8 protein-coding genes are annotated in these 20533 nt (G+C 46.2%); 1 reads left to right on the top strand and 7 read right to left on the bottom strand.

Annotated features, from left to right (window positions below):
• Positions 1-138 precede the first annotated feature (138 nt).
• The gene (locus tag HQM11_17865) at positions 139-639 is read left to right on the top strand and encodes a DUF4351 domain-containing protein (GenBank protein MBF0352905.1); all 501 of its coding nucleotides are present in this window, start codon (positions 139-141) and stop codon (positions 637-639) included.
• Positions 640-784: 145 nt separating this feature from the next.
• On the opposite strand, the gene HQM11_17860 is transcribed toward HQM11_17865, so the two are convergent.
• The 7 genes from HQM11_17860 to HQM11_17830 form a co-directional block, all read right to left on the bottom strand.
• Entirely contained in the window at positions 785-3892 is a 3108-nt protein-coding gene (locus HQM11_17860) for an efflux RND transporter permease subunit (protein MBF0352904.1), read from the bottom strand.
• A 19-nt stretch (positions 3893-3911) separates the two neighbouring features.
• Positions 3912-5339 carry a hypothetical protein gene (locus HQM11_17855; GenBank protein ID MBF0352903.1) on the bottom strand — a complete coding sequence of 476 codons (1428 nt, stop codon included), beginning with the start codon at positions 5337-5339 and terminating at the stop codon, positions 3912-3914.
• Between the two features lie 371 nt (positions 5340-5710).
• Positions 5711-11830 carry a GAF domain-containing protein gene (locus HQM11_17850; GenBank protein ID MBF0352902.1) on the bottom strand — a complete coding sequence of 2040 codons (6120 nt, stop codon included), beginning with the start codon at positions 11828-11830 and terminating at the stop codon, positions 5711-5713.
• A gap of 396 nt (positions 11831-12226) precedes the next feature.
• On the bottom strand, positions 12227-13366 hold the full coding sequence (locus HQM11_17845; protein MBF0352901.1) for a fused response regulator/phosphatase: 1140 nt from the start codon (positions 13364-13366) through the stop codon (positions 12227-12229).
• 29 nt (positions 13367-13395) lie between these two features.
• Positions 13396-16002: a response regulator gene (locus tag HQM11_17840; GenBank protein ID MBF0352900.1), complete on the bottom strand. Its 2607-nt coding sequence runs from the start codon at positions 16000-16002 to the stop codon at positions 13396-13398.
• Positions 16003-16298: 296 nt separating this feature from the next.
• Entirely contained in the window at positions 16299-18440 is a 2142-nt protein-coding gene (locus HQM11_17835) for a DctP family TRAP transporter solute-binding subunit (protein MBF0352899.1), read from the bottom strand.
• The gene (locus HQM11_17830; GenBank protein ID MBF0352898.1) at positions 18437-20473 is read right to left on the bottom strand and encodes a hypothetical protein; all 2037 of its coding nucleotides are present in this window, start codon (positions 20471-20473) and stop codon (positions 18437-18439) included. Before HQM11_17830 ends, HQM11_17835 begins: the two co-directional genes overlap by 4 nt.
• Positions 20474-20533: the final 60 nt, after the last annotated feature.

Genomic DNA, 20533 nt, shown 5'->3' with positions numbered 1-20533 from the left:
CCGCCAGTTGATCTCCCCAAAGGGGGATCTTGTTGCCTCCGGCGGCCAGAACCCTCACGGTTCTGGACTCTGGGTACGTTTGAAATGATCGGGAAGGAAGTAACTCCATTTTGTCTTGACCACCACACCGCGATGTTGATGATGAAACACATTGATGATCCTGATTTACCCCGGTTACTGTTTGGCACGCTGTTTCCCATGCTCTGGGAATTTTCCCGCAGCAAAACCGGACTGGAATATCTGGAAACGTTGTTGTATTATCTGGCTAAAGCCGCTCCGAATCTGGAGAAAGAATCATTCATGGAGGAATTTCACAAACTCCCCAACCCCGAAATTTTAGAGGAGATCATCATGCCCACATTAGCACAGCAATGGATTGACGAAGGTAAAGCGGAAGGTAAGATTGAAGGTAAAGCGGAAGGTAAGATTGAAGGTAAGATTGAAGGCAAAGCGGAAGGTAAGATTGAAGGTAAGATTGAAAGTCTACGTTCAGTAATCCAGAAACAGATGAAAATCAAATTCCGCACAATTCCGAGTGAATACATTTCCCGTTTGGAAAGCATGACCATTCCACAACTGGAATCCCTGGCGGAAAAAATTCTGACCGCCAAAACCCTGGAAGAACTGTTTGAAATATGACCACCGGCACCAACGGCTATAGTCATCGTTTCGCCAAAATGGAGGCCTTCCAATGTTTTTCACAAAATGAGCATTGTGGAATGGATGTTCTCTGCCATTTTCTGGAGTTAAGTCAAATGTCCTCTAACAGCTTAAAATCATAAAATCAAAACTTCTCTAGCAGTTCAGGTGTAACTTTTTTGAATTGACCAAGATCCTCCAACACCACGTAAAATGCGGGAACCATCAGCAGAACAGAAACGGTTGAGGCCAGCAGTCCAAAAATAATACTTGTGACCATAGGGATCAGGGTCATGGCCTGGGTGCTGGTTTCAAACAACAAGGGCATAGCGCCGGCAATGGTGGTGAGCGATGTCAGCATGATGGCCCGAAAGCGATCCCTACTGGCTTGTCTTGCGGCATCAAAGACCCGTTCTCCGTTGCCGATATGCATTTTCAGGAATTCCACCAGTAAAATGGAATCATTGACGACAACTCCGGCCAGAGACACAAATCCCATCAGACTGGTCATGCCGATATTGAGTCCCATGAGCAGGTGTCCGAAAATCACGCCAATCATGGCCATTGGAATCGCCAGCATCACAATCAACGGTTCCACATAGCTCTTGAACTGGAAACTGAGAATAATAAAAATTCCCGCAATACCTATCAGGAACGCTCGTAGCATCGATTTTTGGGTTTTGGCGCCTTCTTTGGATTCCCCACCCAACTGCACTGAAACTTCCGGGAATTTTTTATGGAATTCAGGCAAAAATTCTTTCTGGAAACGCCCCAGCAATTCCGCGGTATTCAATTTTGAAAGATCCAGATCGCCCTGAATCGTTACCGTTCTTACACGATCCACGCGTTGCAGTCTGGAAAACCCCTGGTGGTATTGAATCTCCACCACCGTTTGTAACGGAATCGACTGGCCAGCCCGATTGATCAGATTGAAATATTCCAGATCGTTTAAACTATCCTTGTCGGATTGTTGGAGTCGAACATCAATTTCAAAGGATTCTTCTCCGGTATAAACATTGCCCACGTTTGCATTAAGAAACGACGCTCGCAACTGACCGGCAATCGTATTGGCATCAAAGCCCATCGCCAAAGCCCCTTCCTTGAGTTTGAGCCGCATTTCCTGTTTGCCCGGTCGCAGATCATCGGTCAGGTCCACGACGCCATCATACTGCCGAAACCATTCCTGCACAGCCTGTGAGGCCTGTTTCAGAAGCTGGTAGTCATTGCCTTTGAGCTGAATATCAATCGGCAATCCGGCGGGACCAATGCTGGCTTCCTTGAACTGGATGATGGAAACATCGGTGATCGAGGATGTTCTGGCGCGCCATTCCTTGAACAAATCATCCAATCGGGCGTTTCGCCTGTCGGTACTGAGCAAATCCACAATGACCGTGGCCACATGCGGACCGGATTCGTTGGCGTCAGCATTCCGGTTATAATCCACCCTGATGTGTTTCACCAGGGATTGTCCTTCGGGTTGTTGCGGTGTGAATTCTTTATCAATTTCATGCATGGCAACCACCAGTTGATCCACTACTTTTTCTGTGCGCGTGAGTGGTGTTCCCGGCGGTAACAGAATGCGGGCTTCCATGATGTCGCCTTCCATATCAGGAAACACCGTAAATTTTACAATGCCCCCGGCCAGCAAGCCGATGGAAATTAAAAAAATTCCCACCATTCCCCCCAGAAACAGGTAACGCCATTCAATCACAACATCGACCCAGCGCCCGAAGCCTTCACGTGTCTTATCGAGCATTTCATCAAATTTCACGCGGAAGCGTCCCGGAGTGAAATTTTCCATGTGTGCCAGGGAATGACTCAAATGATTGGGCAGGATAAAAAAACCTTCAATCAGACTCACCAGCAAGGTGACAATGAGAACAACCGGCATCACTTTGAGCACTTTTCCGATATTGCCTTCCAGAAAAATCAATGGCCCGAAAATACTCACAGTGGTTAAAAATGATGAAAACACGCCGATTCCCATTTCCCGCGCTCCTTCCACTGCGGCATTGATGGCAGATTTTCCCTGTTTCAGCCTGGACGCGATGTTTTCTGAAATCACAATCGCATCATCCATCAGCAAACCCAGCGCAATCAGCAATCCAACCATGGTGAACATATTCAGGCTCATGTCCATGGCCTGCATCACAAAGAAGGTGCCCATGAAAGAAACCGGCAACCCCATGGCCACCCAGAACGCAAACCGCAGACTGAAAAACAGCCAGAGCGTCAACAGCACCAGAAGGAACCCTTGAAAGCCATTGCTCACCAGCATGTTCAACCGGTCTTGCACGACTGAAAACATATTCCCGGTGATGTGTAATTCAATTCCCGGTGGAGAAACCTTTCGTTCTGCCTCTAAAAACCGGAGCAACTGATTGCCAATATCCAGAGAGTCCTGTGATTTGGTTTTATTGATGTGCAGCAAAGCGGCACGTTTGCCGTCAAAAGTGATCTTCACTTCATCTTTCTCAAAGCGGTCAGTGATGGTGGCCAAATCGCCGAGATGAATTTCCGCTCCTGATTCCCGGCCAAGAATGATGAGTGATTCAAATTCAGCGGGAGTCATACGTTGATCGGCAAACCGGACTGTGATTTCCTGATCCCGTGTTTCAAGACCGCCAACAGGCAGATCCACACTTTGTCGCTGGATCACACCGGCGACATCGGCAACCGTCAATTTATGTTTCTGTAACATATCCTGTGACAGTTCAATTCTGAGTTGATGGTCAGAAAATCCGTCAATCTCTACCAGTGAAATGCCTGTTTGCTGCAACCGATCCTTGAGGTCTTCGGCATAGGCTTTCAGGGATGCCGGCGGCATGGGACCTGTCAAGGCCAGAGAGGCAACCCGGTCGGTTCGGTTGAGCCGTTTGATGACAGGATCTTCAGCGTTGGCAGGAAAGGATTGAAGGGCATTTATTTCAGTGTTGATGTCTTCCACAAATTCATCAAATTTACCGGATTCATTCCATTCAATACGGGCAATGCCGATGTTTTCCTGTGATTCACATTTCAATTCAGCAACATTGCGGATGCCATCAATCGCATCCTGAATCGGTTGACAGATGCCGGCTTCGACATCTTCAGCCGAAGCTCCGGGATACACGACTGAAACCTGAACTATCCCGACCGTGAAATCAGGGAACGTTTCCCGCCTCATTTCAGGCAGTGCCATCGCGCCCAGTAGCAGAAAAAAAATCATCAACAGATTGGCGGCTGTCGGATGTCTGGTGAAAAATTCAATCAATCCTGTTTTCATGGTTGCCTCACTTTCCTTCAGCCTGAGCGATCAGATTGGTGAGAAGTTCCGTGTCTTCGACAGGATTGAGTTTCATGCCTTCCACACCATAGCCAAGGGCAGAGGCCACAATGATTTCGCCAGCCGTGAGTCCCTCTTCCACAATCACCAGATCATCGGGCGCGATCACAAATCGAACCTTGCGGATTTCCAGGCGCTGTTCCTGATTCATGACATAGACGGTATCCCCATGGAGAGCGGATCTTGGAATCACCAGTGAATCCGGGCGGACTTTGCCAAGGATGGTCACTTCAACAAAGGCATTTTTAAATAAAGGCGGGCCACCATTGGGTTTATAAGGATTATCAACCGCGACGATGAGTCCCAGCGTTCGGGCCTGCGCATCCAGTGCGTCACTGGCCCTCACCACCCGACCGGTCCAGGAAGTCAGAGCATTGCCATTTTTGGTACTCACTGTCACCGTCCAGCCAAATTCCTGAGGTCCGGCACGTTGAGGGCTGATGGTTGACTTTTGTTCAAGGGCGTCTTGAGCCATGAGGGTTTGAGTTGAATTCTGTTCAAGGGCGTCTTGCGCCATGAGGGCTTGATTGGTGATTTGTTGGGGTGGAATCAGGAACCTGCCTTTTTCAATAGGAAGTTGCGCTTCAATTTCCGCGATATCAATGCTGTCAATGGTGGCAATGGACTGACCTTGAGCCACAAATTGAAACAACTCGGCTTTGACGGTTGCGATTCTTCCGGGAAACGGCATCCGCATTACGGTGTGTTTCAGATCACGTTCGGCACTTTCGAGTTGCGCCTGCGAGGCATCAATTCTGGCCTGGAGCAATTCACGCTGGGTGGGTATGGTACTCAGCGTGTTGACCAGATTTTGTACAACCTGCCTTTGGGCCAGTGTGCTTCGTTCCTGCTGATCCACCTGTTGCTGGTTATTGACACCTTTTTTAGCCAGACTTTGCAGACGAGTGAGGTCTTTTTCAGCCAGTTCCTGAGAACGTTGTTCAATTTTAAGGGAAATTTTCCTGTTTTCCTCGTTAATATTCAATTCCTTGAGTTGCGCTTCCAGGTTTCGCAGATCCGCGTTTCGTTGTCGGATCTGCAATTCGTAAGGGGTGGGGTCAATCTTGATCAGCACTTCATCTTTAGGGATGAAGGCGCCTTGTTTCAAATCAGGATTTTTTTCTATTATTTTTCCGCTCACCTCAGGAATCGCATTCCATACGGTTCCGGGTTTTACAATGCCATAAACCACTGCTTTGGGAATCAGCGACACCGCTGGAACCGGGAAAACCCGTACATTCCAGACACGTTCCTGCGTGGCCGTTGGTTCAGGAACCGATTTTGTTTTAACCAGAACAACCAGAACCACAATTCCCACCAGAACAGCGGGTAACCATAACATGTTTTTCGGAAAAAATTTTTTGATGGTTTCCATATAATCTCCAAAATCAACTTGTCCGAAGATGGTAGCATCGGGTTACGTCCCGATGACATTCCACGGATTGTTTCACCCCCGGGACGTAACCCAATGGCGTCAACTTAATGCGTTCTTCGCCGGGGAATCCCCCTTTTCAAAGGGGGCATGGGGGATTTAACGCTCAGAATTACATCCCCCTAACCCCCTTGAACCAAGGGGGAATTAATACTCAGCACCATTCAGAATGCTTAAGTTGATGACATTGGGGCTAAGGATGGTTCCCCACAAGAGGTAGGGAACCAGAAAAAAAAGAAGCGTTCTTTCAGCTTTCATTTTATTTTCTGTAACGGGTCACAAGAATTTTGGAAAGAATTTTTTGATGGAGTTCTTTACTTTTCATCCAGATTGATGGCGCCATCCCAATCTGCGGGTAGATTTTTTTGTTGCAACAGATGAGTTTGTTTCAGCAGAAATCGGGCGGCACTGTCTTCGGGGTAGACTTCAAGGGCTCTCCTTAAATGTTGTTCGGTGTTGTTCCAGTCGCTTAATTGCCGGGAAATCAGGCTTCGAAGGATATATTTGCCGGAAGCACGCTTTAAGGACTGAATCTGAGGTTGATTGTGGTTGTAAACCTCAAAGATTGAGACAGGATTTTTACGGCCTTTCACCCGCACATAATCCAGTTCCCTGTATTGCATGAAATTTCGATCGCTGATCAATTCCAGAACATCGGAGCTGATCAATATGTCCACTCCATAAAATTTGGTCAATCCTTCCAGACGGGATGCCAGATTGACATTATCGCCAATCACGGTCGAATCCATCCGGTCTCTGGAACCCACCGTTCCGATCACGACTGGTCCACAATGAATTCCAATACCGGAAGCGACAGGGGGGTATCCGGACTGTTGTCGATGTTGATTATAGATTTTTAATGTTTCCTGCATGGCAATGGCGGCCTTGACCGCACATTCAGCTTCCTCAGCGTCTGTTTTGTCCGGAAAGTCAAACAGAGCCATGATGGCATCGCCGATAAATTTATCGACAAAGCCGCCATATTGATGAATGGGTTCGCTCATGCGCTGTAAATAAGCATTCAGAAAATTCATCAATTCCTGAGCGCTCATGGTTTCAGACATTTCAGTGAAGGCTCGAATATCAGAAAACAGAATGGTGATGGTATCGCTTTCGGCTCTCCCCAATTCAATGGATTCCAGACCTTCATGGGCAATACGGTTTAAAAACTGTTTCGGAACAAATTTCTCAAAAGTATGGGTCATGGCCGCGATTTTTTCGCTTTCCACCAACTGGATTTTGGTGGTTTTCAGGGCTTCATACTGTTGCGCGTTATGCACCGCGTTACTGATTTGATTCACATATTGCTGGATCCTCATAATATCCGCATCAGTCAGATCAAAGGTTTTGTGCACATTTCCAAAATTGATGACACCAATGGCTTTTCCCTGAAAACTCAAAGGACAAAACAGAACAGATTTTGTGGGAAAAATAGCCTGGAGCTGACGATCATGGTCTTCAAAATAGTCAACAAGTTCATGCGTAATGGGGGAAATATAGTTTGGATCATTGTAGAACAGGGTTTTTACAAAAAAACTGTTTTCGCACGTAACCGGGATCACAACGGATTTCCATTTTTCTTCATCAAAACCAGACCAACTGCCATCATGATACGCCGCGTGAAACACCAGATTTTCCCCGGTATCGTCCATCAGCGAAATTCCCAGTCCATTGAACTCAAAAATTTCCTGTAAAATATTCATGACTTGTTTGACGATCACATCCAGATCCAGCGTGGAATTGACGATTTGAATCACTTGATTCATGTGCTGGATTTCCTGACGGGCCGCTTCAATCTGGGATTGTTTTTCGAGCGAGTCTTCATAAATTCTGGCATTCTGCAAAGCATTGGCGATCTGGGCCACATACCAGCCGATTTTTTTCAAATCCTGTTCGGAAATTTCAATGAGTTTTTCATTATCACCAAACACTATGGTTCCGATCACTTTCTGTTGTGTCTCCAGGGGCATGAGCAAGACCCAGCAAAAGGGGTAAATGTCATAAAGCTGGCGGTCATGAACATCGAAAAATTCAGTCAACTCCGGTGTGATGTTCTGGATATAGTTCGGACTGTTGTATTGAACGGTTTTTGCGACAAAGCTATCAGAATTCAACGGAATTTTAATGGATTCCCACCTGGCTTTGGTGGCTTCGGGAACCCTGTTTCCATAAGGTCTGAGAAACACAAGATTGGTGGCCGTCGAATCAATCAAACTGATACAAAGCGCGCCAAAACCAAACAGATCGTCCAACGCCTTGAGTGTGGTTTGCTCAACCTGATTCAGATCCAGCGTGGAATTGACGGTTTGCAGCACTTCATTCAGATGACTCATTTCCTGATGTGCGATCTGAATTTGCCGTTCATGTTCAAGGGTTTCTTCATAAAGTCTTGCATTGTGAATCGCGGTCGCGATCTGGGTGACATAGCGTTGAATTTTATAAATTTCATCTTCTTTCAGATTGAAAAATTGATGGGTATGACCAAATGCAATCACACCAATCACCTTGTTGTGAACTTCCAGCGGATAGAGCAAATAGGCAATGGATTGGGTGATTTTCTGGATTTGTGTGTCTTTGGGAAAGAAATATCCCAGAAATTCCTCCGTGATCTGTGGAAAATATTCCGGCGAACGTTTCAGATAGACTTCACAAATGTAGCTGGCAAACGGTTTCAGTGGCATTTCAATTTCCCGCAGTTGATCAAAGGTCTCTCTGGAGAGCGCTTCGCCATAATGGAACGCCACTTTCAAAGCGGTACGGTCCTCATTTTCCAACCAGATACCAATCTGATTGAACTCAAAAATACTTTGCAGTGCTTCTGATACCACCTGCACAACCTCATCCAGGGCCAGGGTTGAATTGACGGCTTGAGCGATCTGATTGATGTGAGCGATTTCCTGCTCCCGTTCCTGAAGTTCCTCCACATGCAGGATCATGTCAAAATGATGGGACAGGTTACGGGCGAGTCCCTGCAAAAAATACTGCTCATCCATTTGTAGCAGGCGATTCGAATCATAATGGGAAATATTGATGAGACCTGCGACTTTTCCAGAGGAAACCAGGGGAAGTATCAGTTGCTCAAGAGGCATTTTGCCACAATGCATTTTTAAAAAATCATCTGTCAAAAATTTGACAATCTGTTTTTGCTGGACTAGTGCGGGTTGTTGCGTCTGGAAAACAAACCAGGCATAGGAGGATTCCGGATTGACCTTGATCGAAAAAGTTTTGGCCACTTCCGCCACCAGTTGATAGCTGTCCAGATAAACCAGTTTTCCTGAAGCTTCGTCATACAGAAAAATGGAACCGGAAGCCTCGCGTTCCAGGCTACGGACCACATCCGTGATGAAAATATGGAACGCTTCTTTTAAATTCAGAGCAAGTCCGACTTTCTGGCTGATGGAATTGATCAGACTCAACTGGTCCCTTGCCTTTTGCAGGTTTTGGGTGCGTTCATGGACCCGTTCTTCCAAAGACACGATCAAGCGGATGTTTTCAATGACAGGACCCAGACTTGAGGCCAGATTTCTGACAAATTCCTGCTCCTCTACCGCATAGAGTTGTTCATTCTGTTTTTCTTCAAGCGTGATGAAACAGATCAGTGCGCCATGAAAAAAGACAGGTTGAAGCAGAACACTGGCTGAAAATCCTTCATCCGGATTCAGCACAATGCCATGGGACCTGCACCATTCATCCATTTGATCTGAAGAGATTTGATCCTGGGCTTCATACAGCATTTGCACCAGCGGGTGATCCGCATTGATTTTGAGTGAATCCTCCGGGAAATAACCTGTCTGCCGATAATCCTGATCCCTGCTCAACGGAAGGTAGCTGGTACCCTGAAAAAACAGCGCGTGTTTATCAGAAAAAAACAGGCGGCATTTCCGGCTTTCCATCGTATGAAGCAGGTGTGGGATCACCGTCTGTTCCACACTTTGCTGATTCAGCGCAATCGACAGCTTGATGTTGATATCCTGCAAAACTTTTTTCCAGTAATGACGTTCCGTGGGAAATACAAGATTCAACAATTGAAAGGCTATTCGATCCAGGATGCGAAACCCGAAAACGAGTCCAATGATAATAACCGGTTCAGGAATCGAATAGTTTCCAAGAAAAACCGCGATACCGGAAACAAATCCCAGCAAAATTCCAAAGTGAAGGCTCTTCCTTAAAAGCTGAACGACCGACGCCTGATAGCGTTGAAGCAGTGCATAGCCCTGAAGGAGGATGGGTAGAAAAGTAAAATTGCCCAAAGGATACAGGGCTATTCCATACATTGCGGGCATGTTTCCCAGATTGAGAAGGAGTAAGATGATGAGACTCCAGCCGAAATAGCCCAATTGCCGTTTTTTATAGGCCTCCGTCAGGCGATGATAACCGGTATAGACAATATAAATGTCCAGTGCGCCAACCAGCACAATAAAAATTCCGAAAACATCAAAGACCACATTTTTTTCAGCAATAAACCCCCAGTAATAATGCAGAACCCCCTGAAAATAATAATCGGTTTGGGTCCAGGGCAACAACAACAGGCTGACCATGTATGCCAGCAACAGGGTTTTGGGGCGGGAAACCTCTGACAGAACGAGCGTCAGATGCAATGAAACCGATGGAATAAACACCACGAACAAATGATCAATTCGCATGATTTTCAGGGCTTGTTCAGGCGTATTGACCAGGCCGAGAAGCAACAGGTCCAGCGAGAGCAGGGCTAATAATACACAGGATAAACTGAATAACAGCAGTTCCTGTTTAAGTCGCCCCACACGAAGAGCCGCAAAGGAAAGAAACAGGCAGATTCCCAGAGACAGGACCGAAAACATCCTGTAAGGAATAATTTCCTTCAGGATCTCCTTCAGGGAATGGCCGGCAAGTCCTTTCCATGCCAGCAACAGCAACGCGCCATAGACCAGAGCCAGCATCACCAGTGCCAGTTTACGCAGTGCCAGCTCTTTCCTGTAGGGGCTGATCCTGATCAGATCGTATCTGAAGATTCCAACAGCCATGATCAGGGTGGGCAGGAACATGAAATTTCCGAGGGGATAAAAATCCCAACCATACACGGCTGGAACATCCGTCAGACTCAGCACGGCCGAAAAGATTCCACCAGCAAGAAAATACAGGAATGATTTGCGTTGTTGAAGGTCTTGGGTGGCAAGGATTTTTGATAGTAATGTGTGGATCGTCCACAACACTTCAAACAGTGCCACAAAAATGAACACCTCAAACAGAATGTTTTTTTCAGGAAAGAATCCCCAGTCATAGGAATAGACCCCCTGATAATACCAATCCGTGAGGGTGAACGGCATGAACAGGAGGCCTGCCATCGTGAACAGGTAAACCCATTTTTTATTCACACCCGCAAAGTAATATAAAAATCCGGCATAGATCCCCAATTGATTGACCAGAAAAAAGTGGTCGATTCTACTGACAGTCAAGGCCCATTGCGGGTCTGCGAGCAGTGGTATCAGCGTGACCTCCAGACTCAAGCCACCCCAGAGCCAGCAAAGCGCGCCAAACAGCAGGGTGTCCATCCGGTAATTTCCCTGAAAAAAACAGAACGATGCCAGGCTATAGCAGACCAACAGAGAAATAATCTGAGGAATTCCATAGGGAACGATCTGTTCGATGAGGTCCGGATAAAAAATTCCCGGTGGTGACAGCCAATAAAACAGGAAGGCGACGACGGGAGGCCACCAGACAAAAATACCCAGAATTCTGGAAAGATAGCCCTGAGAAAACCATTCGGTGGCAATCTCCATCAGGTCATGCCGCAGTAGTCCATAGGCCATCAATCCCAGTGGGATGAAACCAAAATTTGCCAACGGATAAACCGTATGACCGGAAATGTCTAACAAGGCGTCAATCACCGTGAGCATTCCGCTCAGGAACAACCCCCAGAAAATAAACCGGATTTTTTTCCGTTGCACAGGGCTTTGCTCAGCCCGCAACGCACTGGTCAGCAACAAGCCACAATATATCAGCGTCATCAACCCCAGTAGGGAGATGATCTGATAGACCAAGCCTGTTTTAACGACAAAGCCATAAAATACTTTTTGTTTTTCCTGAATATACCATGCCGTTTGCGTCAAGGGGGCCATTGCCCCAATGAGCAGATAACTTCCCCGCAACAGCCATTTTCGTTTCTGAATTTGTAGCATGGTGTGGAAGAGATGAATGCTGACAGGAATGATGAAGATATAGAACAGACTAACGAGTCTGGTGGTCACAAGAGATTCTGACGATGAAACCTGAACCGTGTTGAGCAATCCCATAAGATTGTCCAACATTTGAAACAGGCAGAACAGAGTGAATAACTGATTTTCCCTGTTGTATTTTCCGGCTTTGATCGTCAAAGATGCCAGAAACAGGGCAACAATCACACTCAGCAGTGGAGGAATGCCATAGGGAATGAATAAATCAAAATGGAATTGCATGGATACAGTCTGATTGAATAATTCTGGTTTAAAACACGATGCTTTTTGCAGTCAGAAACTGATTAAAATCTTGGGCACCTTTCAAAAGTAGTTGACACTTTGTTGTCGTTCCCGCGCAGGCGGGAATCCAGTCCATCTCCCGGGCAACGGACCAATGTCATCAACTTAAGCCTTCTGAATGGTACTGTGAATCAATTCCCCCTTGGTTTAAGGGGATCGGGGGATGTGATTCTGAGTGTTAAATCCCCCATGCCCCCTTTGTAAAGGGGGATTATCCAGCGAAGAATTTCTAAGTTGACGACATTGGGTTGCGTCCCGGAGAGGGCTACAAACCGTGGCATTTATCGGGACGTAACCCGATGCTACCGTCCAAGGTGTTGGGCAAAACAAACTCAATCATGCACGTTCAATGGCAATCACAGTGACATCGTCATTAAAAAAGGACTGGGCATTGAATGATCTGGAAGTGGCAAGTGCGTGATGAATCCATTGTGACAAGGGCAGATTGAGGGCTGTTGAAAGTGAGTTTTTCAAACCCTCATGTCCCCAGAGTTGATCCTCTGCGTTGGCAACTTCAACAAGGCCATCCGTATAAAGCAACATGCGATCGCCCTGTCCCAAGGGCAGTTTTTCTTCGTCATAAGCAAAGGGCATGATTCCCAGGGGGAGTCCTGAAGTGGTCACAGTAATGGCTGAACCAGCGGCTGAGAAACAGATTGGACCCGGATGTCCTGCATTGCATTGAATGATCTGGTTATTATCAAAGTCAAACACCATGTAACAGGCTGTCATAAAACAGTCATCGGGCAAGACTTTCATCAACATCTCATTCATGTGACAGATCACTCCGGACGGACTTTTATTTTCCATCACCCCCTGCTGCAGGGCGATTCTGGCCATGAAGGTTACAAAGCTTGCCAGCGTTCCATGCCCTGTGGCATCACCGAGAAAAACGTGCAATTGATTTTCTGAAACACGGAAATCATAAAAATCGCCACAAACAAAGTTCAAACCACGATCATCGCCATAGGGTTGGTAAATGGTGCTGATGTTGGCCCATGGAATTTGTGGAATCCTTGATAACAGCCGGTCCTGAGAAGTTCGCGCGATTTTCTGATCATTTTCCAATTCGTAGTAAAGTTCCCGAATGTGATCAACCCTGAATTTCATTTTCAGGTTAAAATCGAGTAGTGGTAGCAACGTGGCTTCATCCACAGGTTTTTCCAGAAATCCGTCAGCGCCTGCCGCACTTGCCACATCAGTATTTTCTTTGGCGCCCAGTGCTGTCAGGAAAATGATAGGGATGAACCGCCAGATTTTGTGTTCCTTGATCATTTCACACACCTGAAATCCATCCAGATCAGGCATCAGGATGTCGAGTAAAATCAGGTCAGGTTCCACCTGCGGCATCATTTCAAGTGCCTGCCTGCCGTTTTCCGCGGTAAACACCTGATATTTTTTTTCCAGCATTCGTTGAATAATTCTACGGTTGATGACCTCATCATCAACGATCAGGATTCTGGGTTGAGCACTCATAAAGATTCTCGGAAATCAGTTAAAAAAAATCATGTCAACACACGGGTCAGCAGATTCTCAAGTTTCACATAATCCTGACTCATATTTTGCCACAACAGGCGCAACTGTGCTTTATCTCCCAACAGGGCCTTCTGTTCAATATCCAGACACTGGGCCGCCAGGCCGCCCGCTTTCAAGGCGAGGGCACTGCCTTTGAATTTATGAGCGTGACGGCGAAGTTGATCCCAGTTTTCTGATACAATAAAGGCCTCCATTTCACCAATCAATGTGTGTCCCTGATCAATGAATTCCTCTCCGAGCATTTTGGCAAATTCGGGGTCACGTTCAAGCCACTCATTCAGAAAAGACATATCAATCAGCGATGCCTCGGCGATAGAGACTTCATCGGAGGTTACATCGGAGGTTGCCTGTGAAGAACACCATTTTTGGATCATGAGCCACACATCGCTGTCAAGAACGGGTTTGCTGAGATAATCATCCATTCCAGCCTGTAGACAGCGTTCCCGGTCTTCAGGCATTGCATTGGCGGTCATGGCAACTATCCTGGGACGTTTCGCCGGTGCATAGTTGCTGACGATTTGACGGGTCGCCTCCAAACCATCCATTTCCGGCATCTGCATGTCCATAAATACCAGATCAAAAGTCTGGTCACGAATCTTTTCCAGTGCTTTTAAACCATTTTCGGCCACCTGGGGCTGAAAACCACGCTGATTGAGAATTTTCACCAGTAATTTCTGATTGATGTGATTGTCTTCCGCAATCAGAATATTGGCTGGGACGGTTTCTGAGTTGATCTGTGCGGCAACTTCCGCGGAACCAGTTTGTTGTTCCTTATCCGTATCTCCCGGTTGAGTAAACGCGGTATCAATGGAAAAAAAGAAAATGGAGCCTTCCCCCTCTTCGCTTTCGACACAAATGTCGCCACCCATCTGTTCCACCAGACGTTCGGAAATCACCAGGCCAAGACCGGTTCCTCCATATTTTCGGGTGGTGGAGGAGTCTCCTTGTGAAAATGGTTTAAACAGTTTGTCAATGGTTTCTCTGCCAATGCCAATGCCTGTATCCTGCACTGAGAACAACAGTGTGATTTGCTCCTGATTCTTGATGGATGAAAGGGCTGAAACCCTGATGGTAATTCCTCCCTGTTCGGTAAATTTGATGGCATTGCTGATCAGATTGATCAGAATCTGTCTTAAACGGATGATATCCCCCAGAATCCAGTGGTCGACCTCTTCTTCAATCCAGTAACGCAGTTCCAGATTTTTTTCTGTGGCCACAGGTTCCATGAGATGCAGGGCCTGCTGGATACATTTTCTCACTGAAAATGGACGTGACTCCAGTTCAAGTTTGCCGGAGTCAATTTTTGAAAAATCGAGAATGTCATTGATGATGGCCAGCAAGCCCTCTCCGCTCAACAGTATGGTTTCCACATAGTCCTGTTGTTCCGGATTCAGGGTTGTTTGCTCCAGCAACCGACTCATTCCCAAAACACCATTCATGGGTGTCCTGATTTCATGGCTCATGGTAGCCAGAAATTCAGCTTTGATTTGAGCCGCCTTTTCAGCTTCATCCTTGGCTTGCAACAGTTCCTGATTCGTCTGCTGTAAATCACGGGTCCGTTGAGCCACCTGCAATTCCAGATTTTCTTTATACTGCTCCAACTCGGCGTTGGCAGACAACAGAAGATCTGTTTTCTGGTCAAACGCACGGGCGAGAGCCTCCAGTTCATCGTGGGTTCCTGTCGGACTGCAACGCAGAGACTGATCTTCAGATTTGACGGTGTCATACAGTTTCAAAATAGGCTGAACCAGTTTATTTCCCATGCGGCGGGCAACTAAAACCGAAACGATCATCAGTAGCAGAATCACCAGGCCCAGTTGTATGATCAGTGACATCAATGGTTGATTATACTTGCTGGTGGGGAGATTCAATTCCAGTTCAGCCTTCAACCGATGGAGTTCAGAAAACTCCGCGCCAATGGTTTCAACACGTTTCACGTAAGATACATCCTTCCTGTAATTGATTGAAAGCAAAGGTTCATCAGCAACCAGCAGTCGATAGGACAGTTCCGGATCTTCCAGCAAGACATATTCAGCCAGATTGCTGACGTTCAAATGCACCATCAATGCGCCCTGGGGAGTGTCATAAAACACAATGGGTTCAACCATGACAACATGGCGGGTCCCCTGATTAATTTCAATTTTGACAAGGGACTGCCCCAATTGCAACACAGGGCGCAACGAGGGATCATTTTTATAATCAGAATGTTCCGAACTTGAATAAATGTCCCGTCCATCAAACCCGAGAATGGATGTCGAAACAATGCCTGAGGTTTTATTGAAATCCTCAATCAGTTTCGGCAGGTAAAGTTCCTTGGCCTGTGGATCAATCAGACTGTTGACGATCAAGTGATTCTTACTGAGATTGTGCACATTTTCTTCCAGAAACCGTAACCGGTATTCCAGAGCCTGAATGATGCGTTTGGCATTCAGACTCAGGGATTCTTCCATGGCATTCCGGATGGTCAACATCACCACCAGAGATCCTGCGACAGTCACCAGCAATATAGCTCCGGTGACCAATACCAGTATCCATCCTACCAGTCTGTTTTTAATACTGTGAGTGCTTCTGTTCATAGTGCCATGTCCTCAATGTCGTAAACTTTCGGAATTACCTGCGATAAAAGCCACCTTTTCAAAAGGGGGTTGGGGGATTTAAGGCTCAGAATTACATCCCCTTAACCCCAATGTCGTCAACTTAAAAAATTCTTCGCTGGATAATCCCCCTTTACAAAGGGGGTATGGGGGATTTAACACTCAGAATTACATCCCCCTATCCCCCTTAAACCAAGGGGGAATTAATACTCTGCACCATTCAGAATGCTTAAGTTGATGACATTGCCCTTAACCCCCTTAAACTAAGGGGGAATCGGTTATTCCTGCTGTATCGCAGGTACCATGTTTCCCTCAGCATCATAGACAGTCCAGATATAGCTTTGTGAATCAAGAGCTTCATGGCGTTCGGGGGTGAAGGGTGGTTGAAAGGTGGTGGTTACTCCTTCAAAAGCAGGCATTGATTCCAGAGCCTGCCGGATTTTTTCAGGCTCCGCTGAACCTGCTTGTTCCATGGCCTGTTTGAGCAACCAGATAAGATCATAAGCATGGGCGGTTCCCACGGGCGAGGGGATTTGACCGGGATTCAGGATATTGTATTTTTTGAGATAATGTTCCCGAAGCTTTTCACCTTCAGGTTTCAACGGACCCACAAAAGAATAAGTCTGGATAAATTTAAGGGAGACTTTTTTCAATGATTCACGTGTTTTTATAAAAAAGTCACCCCCACTGATTCCCCAATGAGACAGGACTGGAATCGAGTTTTCCCTTCGTGCGATTTCATTGATAATGGCCGCGCCTTCTACCACATTGGCAACCATGATCAGAACATCCACATTGGCAACAGCCGAGCGGCTGATCTGCACTTCAAGGTTGCTGTTTCCCCGGTCAAACCATTCGATGGAGGCAGGACTGTTTCCGCTTTTTTTCATAACGGCCAGAATGGATTCATGGTTGCTCCGTCCCCAATCCGTATTTTCCAGGATCAATCCGATTCTGTTATAATGTTTCATGGCGTAGGATGCCATGAATTGAGCGACATATTCATCACGGGCGGACAATCTGAAAACATAGGAGGGCTTATAATTTGTGTCAGTGATGAGATTGCTGGCTCCCCAGGGAACCAGGTAGGGAATCTTTAATTCGTGAATCAATGGCAATTCTGAATAAATCACTCCACTGTGAAGTCCGCCCATGATTGCGACAACATTGGGGGTTACCGAGGCCTGTTGAACATTAGCCTGTCCCCGTGCGGGGATACCGACATGATCCAATTCAAGCAACCCCAGTTTTTTTCCCAGCACACCGCCACGGTCGTTGATCTCATCAATGGCGAGTTCCATTCCCCGTTTGATCGCCAGACCCGCACTGGCGGCAAAAGAACTGAGATCCGCGTTCAAGGCGATGATCCATTGATCCCCGGTTTCGTGTTTATTTTTCATGAGAGGGATAAGTCCCTGCCACAGCGTTTCTCCAATCACATTCTGATAGGAATCCCACAAGGGTTTTGCCAGTTTCCGGAATTTCATTTTATTGGCCTCATCTAACTCATGAAAAATCACACCAAGTTGTTCGAGGTCTTTCATGTCTTCCTGATTTCCGGCTTCAATCCACTGACGTTGCAGAGGCGTTGTATCCTGCGCTGAAAAAATCAGGGCACTTTGTGCTTCAGGCGCTAACTCTTTTAATTTTTTCTGATTAAAACAAAACGCATAGGCCAGATAGGCGTGATTGCTCAGGGTGATATGTTTCTCCACCTCATAAAATTTCATAGCTTTGACTGCCGCCAATGGATTTTCCTGGGCATCCACAACACCATCACGGAGGGCCTCATAAACCCTGGAAAATTCCAATGGAATCGGATTTGCGCCAAATTGACGGAATTGATCCATGATCAGATTGCTTTTCATGGTTCGCACTCTCAGATCCTTAAACGCTTCAGGTTCGTTCAGTGATTTATTGCCAATGAACTGTTTGAACCCATTGCCCCAAAAAGTGACACACTGCAACCCCTTGGATTCGAGTCCTTTCAAATATTGTTTTCCAACCGGTCCATCCATGAGGGCATAAACTTCTTGTTCATTTTCAAATAAAAACGGCAGATCAAGAAATTGTGAAGGCGGATAGAGGGTGGCCATTTTTGCGGTAGGAATCACCAGGATCGGTAATTCTCCCATTAAAAGTTTTTCCAGCATTTGTTCATCGGAACCCAATTCATGACCAGACGAAACCTGAATCGTGATTTTGCCTGACGTGCCGGTCTTCACCAGTTCGGCGAATTTGAGCGAGGCCTGATGAATGGCTGAATCAACAGGCATGTTATGTCCAAATTGCAGTTGGATGGTTTGTGATTCCGGTTTGGGCATCTCAGCAATATTCTTTACGGGATTCCGGTTCATAAAAAATATCAGCACCAGAATCGCAATGATTCCCAACACACCTGATAAATATTTTATTTTCATAAATCTCCATTTTCATTGAAATTATCATCCATCGGTTCCCGCGACCGGAATCTGATTTTATCGTAAGCCAGCAATTGGACGTGTTGTTTATGAACTGTGAGAATTTCATGCACGAAATGTTTTTCATGGGAAAGATAATAATCCAGTTGTGGTTTCCATGGTGCGCAGGCTGGAATTCGTTCCAGATGCTGATAAATTGTTTTGGCCTGATAACTGGTCAGCACGTGTGGAATCTCGGTGGCTTTCAATTGATGCGGTTTGATTTTTTTTCTGTCGGCCAGCCATTTTTCTATTTCCAGTAAAAAAGTCATGAGCATGGTTTGATGCTGGACACGATTCAAAATACGGGGAAATTTCTTTTCAAGTGGCGTGCGTAGTCTTGAAACGGCCAGGCAGGCGTTGGTCCACTGCAATTGATTCAAACCATTAAAAAACGCCACTTCAGGACGTACGGTTCCGATCTGTTTCAAGAGTTTGTCAGCCATCCGCCGCAGATTGGCGGCACAGTCCTTTGCTACCAGAATTTCCATGGAAGTCATTTGTCCGGAATAAAGCATATAATCCAGAACAGCCTCAAAGGCTTCAGGTTCTGATTCCATCAGGAAAAACTCTCCGAGGGTGAGCAGATAAAATCCCGGAATATCCCGTTGAGACAGCACATACTTGAACGGGATCGCCGCAAGTTCGACCAGGAAGTCATTCCTCAGGGCATCTGCGGGGTCAAAATAAAACGCGTCAAAAATTTCTTTGGACGGAATAAACTCAGGCAGGGGGGATTGGGGAATGTTGAGATTGCTTCCCAACGGAATTGTTCCACCCATAGCCAGTTGTCCCTCCGGAAACATAACTTTGACCAGGGACTGATCGACTTCAGGATCAGAGAGCAGTTCCTGATAATTGATCAGTTGATGAAGGGTTTCAGTGATCTGATGATAATGCACAGGCGGGGTGCCCTGATGTTGCTGATATTCCTGTTTCAACCGCGCAAGCAACCGCAAAATATAAGATCTGGACTGTCGGTATTGAAAACTCAGGATCAGTTGTCGATCCGCAGGATGCAGATAACCAAGAAACTCCAGCGTGTAGACCATATCCTGTTGTTTGAGACGTTCAAACTGTTCCAGAAAGGAATCCTTGAGCGTTGGAATCCCCAGGTGATGGATAGAAAATTCATGATATTCCCCATCATCGGTCAGCGCCTTGTTGTCAAAATTCAAGCGGGGAACCAGTTCAGTCAAAGCTGATTTAATCTCAGTTTGAACGGCAATTCCTTCCCGGCAGGCAATAAACAGCGCATGGGTCAGCAACATATACAGTCGACGTAAATCATTGTGAAATAGTGGCTTTTGCCGACTTTCAACCTGTTTGCGGGTGTCTTCACATAGTTGTTGAACCACCTTCAAAAATTGTTGTTTGAAGGGTGTGAACCTTTTTTCATGCAGAAACGTCAGGCGAACCATTCGTTCCAGTTCATCATAGTCTATCAGAAAACGTGTGAAGCAGAACAACCAGCGGGCGATGCGATTGGAAAGATACATGAAAATAAAGCCTTTGTGTTTTTCCCTGAACTTCATCAGATCCACCAGCAATTCAAAGATCAACAACGGATTCGTGATGAACAGGATGGCATCCACTTCATGGGGCATTTGAACAAAGGTCAGATGCTCGAGATCTGTGATATTCAATCGTTTTTGAATCAGCAACTGAAACAGTTTCGGGTTGGACATCCGTGCAAGAACAATGGTCATCATGTGGATCCGGTTGGTGATGCCATCCTCGGCGTCAATTTCTCTGGCTGATTTCATGGCCTCAGTGCTATTTCGAATGGAATTGAGATGCCGTAATTCCCTGGAAACGAGCTTGTTTTCCTGCTCATCTTCCTGTTCACGGATGTCATCGCGGGCTTTTTTGAGAGCCTTGTTGTGCGTATCAAATTCTTCTTCAAACCTGAGGGTATTGTCATGAAGAAATGAATCCAACCGTTTGAACTGTCGTAATAATTGCTCTTCGCGCTGTTTTTCCTGATCAGACATAAAATATATTTCTCAAAGATAGTTTGACGAAACCCGGGAATATCTGTTTGTATCAAGTTT

The organism is SAR324 cluster bacterium (genome assembly GCA_015232315.1).
Taxonomy (GTDB): domain Bacteria; phylum SAR324; class SAR324; order SAR324; family NAC60-12; genus JADFZZ01.
The sequence above is the reverse complement of the archived record's forward strand: the minus strand, read 5'-3'. Positions and strand labels throughout refer to the sequence as shown.

Excerpts from the sequence above, each read along its gene's own strand:
- HQM11_17865 (MBF0352905.1), top strand. The coding sequence starts at position 139 with ATGATGAAACACATTGATGATCCTGATTTACCCCGGTTACTGTTTGGC.
- HQM11_17855 (MBF0352903.1), bottom strand. The coding sequence starts at position 5,339 with ATGGAAACCATCAAAAAATTTTTTCCGAAAAACATGTTATGGTTACCC.
- HQM11_17850 (MBF0352902.1), bottom strand. The coding sequence starts at position 11,830 with ATGCAATTCCATTTTGATTTATTCATTCCCTATGGCATTCCTCCACTG.
- HQM11_17845 (MBF0352901.1), bottom strand. The coding sequence starts at position 13,366 with ATGAGTGCTCAACCCAGAATCCTGATCGTTGATGATGAGGTCATCAAC.
- HQM11_17840 (MBF0352900.1), bottom strand. The coding sequence starts at position 16,002 with ATGAACAGAAGCACTCACAGTATTAAAAACAGACTGGTAGGATGGATA.
- HQM11_17835 (MBF0352899.1), bottom strand. The coding sequence starts at position 18,440 with ATGAAAATAAAATATTTATCAGGTGTGTTGGGAATCATTGCGATTCTG.
- HQM11_17830 (MBF0352898.1), bottom strand. The coding sequence starts at position 20,473 with ATGTCTGATCAGGAAAAACAGCGCGAAGAGCAATTATTACGACAGTTC.